This window comes from Winogradskyella thalassocola, assembly GCF_900099995.1.
In the GTDB taxonomy this organism is placed as follows: Bacteria; Bacteroidota; Bacteroidia; order Flavobacteriales; family Flavobacteriaceae; genus Winogradskyella; species Winogradskyella thalassocola.
Window position 1 is genome coordinate 1 of record NZ_FNCZ01000005.1, and the last position, 12644, is coordinate 12644.

Genomic DNA, 12644 nt, shown 5'->3' on the forward strand with positions numbered 1-12644 from the left:
CAACGGTTTTGTGTATGGTTAGTTGCGTGGTTAAGCAACTAATTTAGCAAAAATGAAACGAACCAGAGGAAATTCCGCAGGAATTTCCACGTAGGCAAGTCACAAGCAATTAATTATACACATTGTTGTACAACGTTTTTATGTTTTATCAGGAAAATGGTCAGTTAAACCATTGAAAACGTCTTTATGAGAACGTATTTCATATTTTCCACTATCATTTGTCTTAATTACAAAATTCAGTCTATGCATATTTGATAGTCCGTGTATTAAATTCATTACTCCGTGAAATTTTTTAATTTCATCATATTTCAATTCAATTGTCCGTGTTTTTGAAAAGAGTAATATTCCGTTTTCTTTTAATTCCAATTCCGCTTTTTCGTAATTCCGCATCCCTTTAAGCCATTCTCCAAACAAGAAAATTGCGATTGAAATTGAGATAAAAATGTAAACATTCCGATTTACAAATTCAATAAGATAGATAATAGCTATTTCAGATGGTAAGTACTTTGCTGGCAATAAAAAAAGACAAAAAACAAGCGCGAAAAAAAATCCGAAGTTCGCTATTTCACTTCCGATTTTATTCACTTTTTTCCTTTCAGCTAATTCTATGTCGAATGTTTCTCTCAAATGTTGTACAACAATTGGATATACGCCATAGTCTATATCCAATCTATAAGGTTAATTACAAATCTAATATAATTTTATAATAATCAGTCTTTTATAAGATGGTATAGCGATCAACCTTTAAACGTTAAGCACATTAAACCATGTAACTGTAGACCTAAATGTTTTTTATATCATTTACTTTATAATTGCTACAATTTGTAAAATGAAGAGGGATTTTCGTTATAGTTTTAGATAGTTGTATGGTTTGCATTGCAAATGTTTAAACTGTATAAGTCAATAAGGTACTAGAGTATTTGTACTAGGTATAACCTCTATGTAATAATCTTACAATCTTTTAAGAATATCATTTTTAAGCTATAAAAATATTATCGCTTTAATGAGAAATGCCCCTCAAAGGTTTTTCCGTTACCAAGGTTAGCAGTAAACCAATAATCGTTTGGTACCATCTCTGTTCCATTATAAAACCCGTCCCAGCCAAAGTCATTTGCAGATAGTTGTTTCACTAATTTACCGTACCTATCATAGATTAATATATTTGAGTTTGGAAACTTATTAATGCCGTCAATTCTCCAAAAATCATTGTCACCATCGTTGTTTGGTGTAAAGAATTTTGGATAGTCAATTATAATAACTTCTTTAGATGCTTCACCACAATCATTTTTATCTCTTACATACACCTCATAAACACCACCTTTTACATCAGAAAAGAAATTACTGTTTTGATAGTGGATGCCATCTATGGAGTATTCGAAATCTCCATCTCCGGATGCAATGATTTCTATAAAGTTATGGCCTAACTCTCCATAATTTACATCTTCTATTGCGATTGACATAGAGCGTGTTAAACGGAACGAAAATGATTGTTCGCACTCCATATTATTTTCGAGTTGTGTTATTGATAATGTATATGTTCCTTCGTTTTCTATAGTAACATGACGCGTAGAAGATAATAACGTCCCATTTTCAAAGTACCAAGCGTAAGTGTAAAAGCCAGTGTCTACAGATAATGAGAGTGAAGGTTCTAAGTAACAAATAGTATAGTCATCGTCTAAGTTAACTTCTGGCAAAGGGTTTACAATTAAATTAAAAGATGTTTCAGAATAACAGATAGGATTAGAAGCATCTTCAACTTTTACATTGATGGTTTGAGAAAATGGTTCTGTATTTTCGAAAGTGCTTGGTAATGGGCTTGGAAGCGGACTTCCATTAGCGTCATAATAAGATATTACTAATCCCGTTTGATTACCAATTATAGCCTGTTCAATTGATGAGGTATCAAATTCCGAATACCCATCACCTTGGTCACAAGCGTATAAATTACCAGGATGATTAATATGTGGTTGGGTAATTGTTTGTAACTGAAAAGTGGTTTCGTCATAACATGTTGAGGACGTATTTGTAACTCTCGCTGTTATAGTTTGATTAAACGGACTTGTGTTAGTAAATGGATTTGGTAATGGACTTGGTAGTTGATTATTGTTTTCATCAAAATAGCTGATGCTTAAACCCGATTGACCATTGAGCAATTGGCTATCTATAGTAGACGTATCAAAATATTCAGAAATACCATCATTATTGTCGTCACAGCCTAATACATTTTGAATGTCATTGGCAACAGGATTTATATTTACGGACAAATTAATTACACTATCAGACACGCAATTTGTAGTGGTACTCGTAACTCTAGCCGTTATTTTATCTTCATTACTTGTAAGGTTTGTATAATTGGAATAGTCAGAAGGTAGAATTGTAGCATTGTTACTGTCAATTAATTCTACATTGAGATTTGGTTGCCCATTAATTAAATCGCTTGGTATGTTGCTTAAATCAAATGTGGTAAAACCATCACTATCATCATCACAGAAAAATAAATCAGCAATGGTATTAATTTCTGGAGCTGCCGTTACTATGATATCAAAAGAGGTTTCAGAATAGCAACACAGACTCCCCTGATTAGAAACTCTTACTTTTATGGTTTCTAGATCTCTAACCGTATTTGAAAAGGGGTTAGGTAACGTGTTATGCTCAGCACCGCTACCATCAACAAAGGTCACAATTCTATTGGTTTGTCCACCTAAGACTTGTGCTGTAATTGTTGAAATATCAATGGATGATGATAAACCTGTTCCAAAACTATCTTCGCACGCATAGATGTTATTAATGCCGTAAGCAGTAGGTGGTTCTATGACATTGATAGTTTCGGTAATAACTTCAATAGTTCCACTAGTTGTAGTCACTGTAGCACTTACCGTAAATGTACCGTCTGCTGAAAAATCATGAAACGGATATAAATCTACGGACGTATTATTTGTACCAGAAGCTACATCTCCAAAATCCCATTGTACAGAAGCTACATTTGAAGCTTCTTCGATGCTAAACTCTTTAAGAAATTCTGAACAGATATTAGAAATGTTCATTGAAAGCGTATTGGATGTATGATTAACATCTCCTGTTACATTAATGTAAAAATTAGCATTTGGCCTTCCAAAAGATGCAGTAGAAACATATTGATTATTACCTGCAGGTCCGCCTCCAAAATTGGTACAGCCTCTTTGCCAAGATAATTCGCTACTTTGAGTAGAACCCGCAATAAAGGCGAGTCCGCTTCCGTATTCAATACCTTTATGAACTTCAACTAAAATTTTCTCAACTCCAGCCGGAATAACTATGGGAGTATCAAAAACGACCTCAACAATCTGAGGGCTATCTCCAATAGCCGGTGAGAGTTCTTGGTATTGGCTACTTCCTATGAGATTTGATGTTGAAAATGAGTCTGGGAAATTGTCGTCTATTTCATAAATATTAAAACTAATTTCGGGTAACCATCCAACATTATTAATACCTACTTGCCCCGAATTAATGACATACTCTTCATCGGTTGAAATTCCAAATTCATCTAAGTCAAACGTTCTAGCCCAATATATGTAGGATGATGAGCAAGAATGGATGTCTGTTTTTATGATATCGTCACAACCATTATGAGATAATCTCGTGGTGGATCCTGTGCTTTGTATATCAATCGTCTCTCCGGTAACATTAATATAAAAATTAGCATCTGGAACAGGGTTTACCAAATCGGTAGTTTGTGTTAAGCCATAGTTTTCATCACAGCCTTCATACCAAGATTCTCCTGTGTCTTCTGCAGTACCCGCAATAAATACCTGAGATGATGCAGGGTTGTAAAAATCGTCGTGCTTTTGTACCGTAACCAAAATTCTTTCAACACCAGCAGGGACAATTATGGGTTCGTCAAATTCTACATTTATAATTTCGGGTGTGCCATTTATAATTGGAGATTGTCCGATGCCACGAGATCCGAGTACTACTGGCGGATAAAGCGAGTAAAAAAACACGGGGAAGTTAGCATCAATACTATACACATTAAATTGTAAAAGCGCTCCGTCATTAGACTGACTCAGTGCAACTTGTCCGGACGTTATTTTAAACTGCTCATTGGGGCTGATTCCAAAATCCTCTAAAACAAATATTTTAGACCAGCTCTCGTCTCTTTCGCAAGAGAACATGTCTGTTGCAATAGGAGTGGTACCTACATTATGTGTTAACGTAATTTGCGCAAAAGATTGAACGTTATAGACAAAGCATAATATACCGAATAAAATAAATTGTAAAGGTTTAGGCATGCTTCAATTTAGGGTTTTGGCAATACTATCGACTTGCTGTCTTTAGGATTGATAATTATTTACAGATGCCTAAAAATAATAAATAGATTTAATTATGTAAGAATTTTAAAAGTTATTACGTTTCGTTAGCCTCTAATTAACTAAGAAAATTTCATATTTATTTTAGGGTTTATTCTTTAATTTTATCTAGCATCATATCATTTATAAAATCTTGTTTGTTTTCTTTTTCTAATAATCCATTCTGTAATAACATCGCAAACCATTCAGAAAACACCTTAGCTCCTTTATGATTTACATGCTGAAGATCGCCATACTGAGAATTAGAGAGTGGAAAATTTGAAAAGTCCATATAATCCATAGTTCCGTATCGTGTTTTCAGAATTTCATAATAGTTTTCTTCATTAACAGACTCGTGGTATTTTTTGTGAAGCGGACTTCTTATCAAAATAACCTTTTTACCGTTTTCCTCACAGAGTTTAATTATAGCATCGAGATATGATAAATTGACTTCTGAAACCTCATTATCTACTGTAAAAGGAATGTCTTCGACACCAGATAAATTCTTTACTAAAGAATCTGTTTTGTCTCTTTCTAAATAGAAGTAATCACCATAGTCGTTAGAGAAATACAATTCATTTTTAATGCTTCTTGTAAGTTTCATTTTCAGAGAAAGGGACTGTACATTTATGAATGCCGATGGATTATTTTTAAATAATACGAGTTTGTCAGTCATACTCATAAAAGAAGAATACTTAGGGTATTTGTAGGGTATGTATTTGTTACTCCAAATATTTTCATTCATGTTTAATTGATTGTCTGTGAACTCAATAAAAACAACTTCTAGCGCTGGATTTTGTTTAATAACCTCTTTCGTTTTAAAGTAAATGTAAAAATAAGAATCGCCAGATTGCGATAGGTTTTTTAAGCTAGGAATGAGACTATCGTTAAACGCACATTCGGGTTGAGAATGGCCTAATACGATGTGTTTAGGATTGTTTTGAAGTTTAAAGCTAGTAGATTTCCTATCTAAAGATGATGCGCCCATTAAAGTCAAAACAATTAAGCCTAATAAAAGGACCGTAAAAAGTAAAATACGTTTAATAAATACGCTCATAACTAAAATTGAAAATATATAAATTCTTGTTGTTGTCCTTGATGCATAAAAATCAATAAGCATATGATGATATAAAAACACCATCTGTAAAAGCGTTTTTCTATTTTATAAAATTGTGATAAGGTGTGTTGCCCTTCGCGTCCCAACCATTCTATAACGATAAAAAAACAGATGAGAAATAGCGTTAACAATGTATCATTGGTTAGTGATTGCGGTATGTTGAATAAAGATCCTGAAAAGATCCCTTTTATATAGGCTATGGCATGTTGAAGCGATTCTGCCCTAAAAAATATCCAGGCAAAAACGGTTAACCCAAAAGTAAATGACATTAGCCAAAAATCTTTAAGACTTGGTAAGCGTTTGTCTTTAGCAACTACCTCTAAATGATTTCTGTTTTTTTTGGTGAGAAGTATGGGCAAAAAGTATAATGCGTTTAAAGCTCCCCAAACGATATAGGTCCAATTTGCACCATGCCAAAATCCACTGACAAGAAATATGATGAGGACATTTCTAATTTTATTTAAATGACTACCTCGACTTCCACCTAAAGGGATATAAAGATAATCTCTAAACCATGTAGAAAGTGACATATGCCAACGTCTCCAAAATTCAGCAATGTCTCGTGAAAAATACGGAGTTGCAAAATTTTGTTTTAAATTAAAACCAAAGAGGCGAGACGTACCAATGGCAATGTCTGAATACCCAGAAAAATCACCATAAATTTGAAATGTAAAAAAGATAGCCCCTAAAACCAAAGTGCTTCCTGAATAGTCTGAAGAATTATTAAAAATTTGATTGGCATATTCGGCACAATTATCTGCAATCACTATTTTTTTGAATAGTCCCCAAAGTATTTGTCGCATCCCATCAATAGCTTTGGTGTAATCGAAATGACGTTTTTTATAAAATTGAGGCAATAGATTTGTGGCACGTTCAATTGGTCCGGCGACTAGCTGTGGAAAAAAGCTTACAAAAGCAAAGAATGCAATAATGTCTTTAGTGGGTTCAAGCTTTCGTTTATATACATCTATAGAATAGCTTAAGGTTTGAAATGTATAAAAACTAATGCCAACAGGTAGAATAATATTTAAGGAACTTGAACTAATTTCAGTGCCAAATAATGAAAAGGCACTCGTGAAATTGTCAATAAAAAAATTAAAGTATTTAAAGAATCCTAGGAAACCAAGATTAACCAAAATGCTAATCCATAGCAGCTGTTTTCGTTTTGTTTCGCTTTTTTGTTTGGATAGGCTAAGTCCAACCAAATAATCAACGAGGCTACTAAAAAGAATCAAAGATAAAAAGCGCCAATCCCACCACGCATAAAAGATATAGCTGGCAATTACAATTATTAAATTTTGGAACTTTAGATTTTTATTCGCGACAAACCAATAAATAATAAAAATGATTGGTAAAAATATAGCAAAATCAATGGAGTTAAAAATCATTTTTTAGTCTAAAATAGTTCACTTTTTGATTCGCATAAATAGAACAGTAACGTTGACTTCTTCTAGCATAGTGAAAGGACGAATTTAATGAATAAATATCGAAATGAATCGCATCACTTTATAATCATTAATAGCATTGATTTAATTAAAGCTGTACTTATTGTTTGGACTTATAGAGTTTTATTTAGACTTCGATTTTAATTAATTTTTGTGTTTTTCTAAACTAATGACTTTCATCAGACAAAGGCGAAATCATAATGTGTGCTCTGTGTGTCCCAGGATTCATAATCCAAGGATGGTTTGAAGCTACTGGTGCTTCTGGTAAACCTGTAGATGCTGCGGTAGCCCAAGGTAAATACACCACATAACGTAGTTTTGCTCCATCTACTTTTGCGGTTTCTGGATCGTATTCGGCTTTTGGTCCAGAGTAAATATGCAACGTTGCTCCTGAAGTGATATTAAATTTACCGGCTTTCATTTCTTCTTCACGTATATCAAATATTTCTTGATGCTTCTTTCCTTCGGCTTTTAAAGCGCGTCCTCTTGCCATAAATGGTTCGAGATCTTTATGGTAACAGGCAGCACTAAATCCATTTTTATTAGGGTCGTCTGCAAGTACAATAAATTCATTATCACCTTCTTTTAAAGTTACGAATTCGCCAGCCATATTATAGCCAATCACTTTACAATTTGCTCTACTGGATTCTGGAGCTGCCATTAATGCGGTTGCAATTAAAGCGTCATCAGAATCAATAGCTTGTAAGGCTTTATTGGTTTTGGCTGGTGTGGCTTCTGTTGTGGTCTCCGCTGTGTCAGATTCTTGTAGGGTCGTTTTTGTTTTATCTGAAGAATTACAAGACATTAAAAGTCCTGCAAAAACGAATGCTGTGATGATGTGTTTCATGTTGGATTTTTAGATTTTTAGATTGTTGGATTGTTGGATTGTTGGATTGTTGGATTGTTGGATTGTTGGATTGTTGGATTGTTGGATTGTTGGATTGTTGGATTGTTGGATTGTTGGATTGTTGGATTGTTGGATTGTTGGATTGTTGGATTGTTGGATTGTTGGATTGTTGGATTGTTGGATTGTTGGATTGTTGGATTGTTGGATTGTTAGATTGTTAGATTTTTAGATTGTTAGATTTTTAGATTGTTAGATTGTTAGATTGTTAGATTGTTAGATTGTTAGATTGTTGGATTGTTAGATTGTTAGATTGTTGGATTGTTGGATTGAATTGTTGTTTTTAAAGTTACTAAAATCTGATGAGATTAAGGAATTAGAGTCTATATGATTTTTTGTGTTTGGAAGCTTCTCGATACGTTCCGACAAAAAAGTCGAAACACTCGATTTGATGTTGCATGTATTAAAAAAAAATCCTGATAGGTTAACATCAGGATTTTATAAGTTTAAAGAAATGTGATTAGCCAATTTATATCTTTATTTAATAAGCTTTTTCGTATTGACTTAATGTCCCACCACGTATTATTTTACGTACTGATGCCCAAAAACTCAATAAGGAACCAGTAGACCTGTCAGACAGTTCTGTAAGGATTAATAGGTTATTAACATAGTGTTGAAGGTCTTTGTCTAATGGACGATAGAAAGCCATACTCCATTCCGAAAAATATCTCTGGGTAACTGGCGCCTCCCACAATACTTTTATGCTGTGGTGTCTTTTATCTGCACTAATGTTTTCAAATACGTTTAGCACATCTTTTTCAAGCCCTTCCAAGATTTGAACAAAACTTCCATTGTGATAGATGAGGCATCCTGATATATTATTTTCAGAGTTGCAGGCAATGGCTGTTTCAAGAATATTGTCCAAATCATCAAGTTCTAAACCTGAGTTTGCTATTGAATGGTAATTTAATTGATACATATTGTACTTTTGAGTTTACTCTTTAAGGCTTGATTTTGTAAGGTGAAGCTGCGCTAAAATAATGATAATTTGCATCATAAATTTGCCTTGCTAGTGTTTAGCGTGTTAAAAGTGTAGAAATTAATTCTTCATATTAAGAAGCCTATGGTTATTCTTATTATTGAGCATTTTAAAATTAATTAACTTAATCATAAAATTAAGGAATACTTAGCGAAGTTTCTTAAGTAGATGGATGTATTATTTTTTTTAAAATTAAAAAGTAAGAAATGTTAGATTCTAAAATTGAGAAAAAGTCAAATTTGTAATGACTAATAAAAAAAATCCTGATGGGTTAACATCAGGATTTTTCTTAGAATCTCCTTTGAGGGCAGAATTGAATATAATATTTAGATGTCTCTGTCATGAGATTTCTGCGTCCGCAGGAATTTGTATTATTCAACAAGTACCCATTCTCCTTTTTCAATCAAAGGAATGGCTTGCTTGTATTTTACTTCTTTTGCTTCACCGCTCATCACGTGCTTAATAGTCACTTTATCATTACGACCAATTTTTGCATGTTCTCTAACGATAGTTTCAACCACTTGTTGTTGGCGCGATGCACCTTCACCAGCTTGTCTGCTTTGAGAAGCACGTTCATCTAAATTTTGAATCTCATCTTTTTGAGTTTCTAATTTTTCTTGCTTACGCGTTCTTGCTTCTTGAATCGTATTTGCTGTTTCTTGAGGAATTTCACCTTTAAATAAGAATGAAATTACATCTTTATTCACTTGATCAATCATCGCTTTAAACAACTCAAAAGACTCAAATTTATAAATTAACAACGGATCTTTTTGCTCGTGAACCGCTAACTGAACCGATTGCTTTAATTCGTCCATTTTACGTAAATGTACTTTCCAAGCATCATCAACAATAGCTAAAGTAATGTTCTTTTCAAAATCATTAATTAACTGTTTACCCTTAGTTTCGTAAGCTTTCTGTAGGTCTGTTACAACTTGTAAATTCTTAACACCATCTGTAAATGGAACAACGATACGTTTAAACTTATCGCGTTGTGTGTCATATACATTTTCAATTACAGGAAATGCTAAATCTGCAGCACGTTGCATTTTTTCTCTGTAGTGCTTAAAGGCTGCTTTGTAAATAGTACCAGCAATATCAGTGGCGTTCATTTTTCCGAATTCAGATTCAGAAATAGGGGATGCCATTGAGAAATAACGAATCAATTCGAACTCAAAGTTCTTAAAGTCGTTAGCGTCTTTATTAGTTTCAGCAATACCTTCAGACGTATCAAAAATCATGTTGGCTAAATCGACTCTTAATCGCTCACCATGTAAGGCATTACGACGACGTTTGTAAATGACTTCACGTTGCGCGTTCATAACGTCATCATATTCTAATAAACGCTTACGAACACCAAAGTTATTCTCTTCCACTTTTTTCTGTGCGCGCTCAATAGATTTAGAAATCATACCATGTTGTATCACTTCTCCTTCTTTTAAGCCCATTCTATCCATCATCTTAGCGATACGTTCAGAACCAAATAAACGCATTAAGTTATCTTCTAAAGACACATAAAACTGTGAACTTCCTGGATCTCCCTGACGACCAGCTCTACCACGTAACTGTCTGTCTACACGACGCGAATCGTGACGTTCCGTACCTACAATGGCTAAACCACCTGCTTTTTTAACTTCATCACTTAACTTAATATCGGTACCACGACCAGCCATGTTAGTAGCAATGGTTACTTGTCCGGCATTACCCGCTTGTGCTACAATCTCAGCTTCTTTTTTATGTTGTTTCGCGTTTAAGACGTTATGTTCAATTTTGCGAATGCTTAACATCTTACCTAAAAGCTCAGAAATCTCAACGTTAGTTGTACCAATAAGCACAGGACGACCTGCATTAGCTAGGTTTACAACTTCATCGATAACCGCATTGTATTTTTCACGTTTCGTTTTGTAAACTAAATCGTCTCTATCATCTCTTGCAATTGGTCTGTTTGTTGGAATTTCAACAACATCTAATTTATAGATTTCCCAAAGTTCACCAGCTTCTGTAACCGCAGTACCTGTCATACCAGACAGTTTACGGTACATTCTAAAGTAATTTTGAAGCGTTACTGTTGCAAAAGTTTGCGTAGCCGCTTCAATTTTTACATTTTCCTTAGCTTCAATCGCTTGGTGTAATCCATCAGAATATCGACGACCATCCATAATACGACCAGTTTGCTCATCAACAATCATTACTTTGTTTTCCATAACAACATACTGATTGTCTTTTTCGAAAAGCGCGTAAGCTTTTAAAAGCTGATTTAAAGTATGAATACGTTCTGACTTAATTCCGAAGTCTCTAAATAATTCTTCTTTAAGATTTGCCTCTTCTTCAGAAGATAAGCCTTTGCTTTCAATCTTAGCGATTTCAAGACCTATTTCTGGCATGACGAAGAAATTAGGATCATCTTCACCAGAAAGGAATTCAACTCCTTTATCAGATAGCTCAACCTGATTATTTTTTTCGTCAATAACATAATAGAGTTCTGCATCTACTAAAGGCATTTCTCTATTGTTATCTTGCATGTAATGATTTTCAGTTTTTTGAAGTAACTGCTTTACACCTTCCTCACTTAAATACTTAATTAAAGCTTTGTTTTTTGGAATACCTCTGTAAGCTCTCAATAATTGAAAACCACCTTCTTTAGTATCACCAGCAGCGATTAACTTCTTAGCTTCTGCTAAAACCCCTACTAAATATTTACGTTGTACTTCTTCTATTTGCTGAACTTTTGGTTTCAGGGCATCAAATTCGTGCTCTTCACCTCTAGGTACTGGACCCGAAATAATTAGTGGTGTACGTGCATCATCGACTAATACAGAATCGACCTCATCGACAATAGCATAGTGGTGTGGACGTTGTACTAAATCGTTTGGCGAATGTGCCATGTTATCACGTAAATAATCGAAACCGAATTCATTGTTGGTTCCGTATGTAATATCTGCGTTATACGCTTTACGACGTGCATCAGAGTTTGGTTGATGATAATCAATACAATCGATACTCATACCATGAAACTGAAAGATTGGTGCCATCCAAGCGCTATCTCGTTTTGCTAAGTAATCGTTAACCGTTACTAAGTGTACGCCTTTACCTGCTAATGCATTTAAATATACAGGAAGTGTCGCCACAAGCGTTTTACCTTCACCAGTTTGCATTTCTGCAATTTTACCTTGATGCATCGCAATACCACCAATAAGTTGAACATCATAATGAATCATGTCCCAGGTAATAGGCTTACCTGCAGCATCCCAAGAGTTGGCCCAAATTGCTTGGTCACCATCTAGAGTTACATAATCGTTATCACCAGAAATTTCACGATCAAATGCATTTGCAGTAACCGGAATCTGTGTATTGTGAACAAAACGTTTAGCCGTTTCTTTTACAACAGCGAATGCTTCTGGAAGAATGTCGTTTAACACACCTTCAGTTACGTCGTAGATGTCATCATCTATTTTGTCGACTTCTAGATACATGTCTTCACGTTCGTCAATATCTTCAGTGACTTGAGCTTTAGCTAAAAGGTCTTCTTTTTTAGTTTGAAGTGGTTGTCTTGCTTCTGCAATTTTTGCTTTAAATTCAGCTGTTTTTGCCCTAAGTTCGTCATGAGATAAAGCTTCTAAAGCTTGTTCAAACGTTTTTATTTTTTCAACAATAGGTTTAATGGCACTAACGTCTTGTTTGGATTTATCTCCAACAAAAACTTTAAGTACTTTATCTAAAAAGGTCATAGTATGATGTTTGTAACGGATTGATTTGTATCAATCTTTTTTTGTTAATTTCAGTTCGTTGTTCTAAAATCTATTTTAAAGCTTTAGAGCGTATAGTGTGTTTCGGAAAAACCTTCCGAAAATAAAAAAAGTCTCTTAGTTAAGATAAC

At 34.2% G+C, this 12644-nt stretch carries 7 protein-coding genes; all 7 read right to left on the bottom strand.

The window, feature by feature from the left end:
* Positions 1 to 138: 138 nt before the first annotated feature.
* Entirely contained in the window at positions 139 to 669 is a 531-nt protein-coding gene (locus tag BLT80_RS12550; protein ID WP_092468522.1) for a hypothetical protein, read from the bottom strand.
* A 323-nt stretch (positions 670 to 992) separates the two neighbouring features.
* Positions 993 to 4268: a T9SS type B sorting domain-containing protein gene (locus BLT80_RS12555; protein ID WP_245710248.1), complete on the bottom strand. Its 3276-nt coding sequence runs from the start codon at positions 4266 to 4268 to the stop codon at positions 993 to 995.
* A 169-nt stretch (positions 4269 to 4437) separates the two neighbouring features.
* A complete protein-coding gene (locus BLT80_RS12560; RefSeq protein ID WP_139181067.1) occupies positions 4438 to 5382 on the bottom strand; it encodes a hypothetical protein in 945 nt (314 codons plus the stop codon).
* 2 nt (positions 5383 to 5384) lie between these two features.
* Positions 5385 to 6830: an MBOAT family O-acyltransferase gene (locus BLT80_RS12565; RefSeq protein ID WP_092468526.1), complete on the bottom strand. Its 1446-nt coding sequence runs from the start codon at positions 6828 to 6830 to the stop codon at positions 5385 to 5387.
* A 223-nt stretch (positions 6831 to 7053) separates the two neighbouring features.
* Entirely contained in the window at positions 7054 to 7734 is a 681-nt protein-coding gene (locus tag BLT80_RS12570; RefSeq protein ID WP_092468528.1) for a hypothetical protein, read from the bottom strand.
* A gap of 538 nt (positions 7735 to 8272) precedes the next feature.
* Complete coding sequence (locus BLT80_RS12580) at positions 8273 to 8710, bottom strand: BLUF domain-containing protein (RefSeq protein ID WP_092468530.1); 438 nt, start codon at positions 8708 to 8710, stop codon at positions 8273 to 8275.
* 431 nt (positions 8711 to 9141) lie between these two features.
* Positions 9142 to 12495, bottom strand: coding sequence for a preprotein translocase subunit SecA (secA, locus tag BLT80_RS12585; protein WP_092468532.1), 3354 nt, complete (start codon positions 12493 to 12495; stop codon positions 9142 to 9144).
* Positions 12496 to 12644 lie beyond the last annotated feature (149 nt).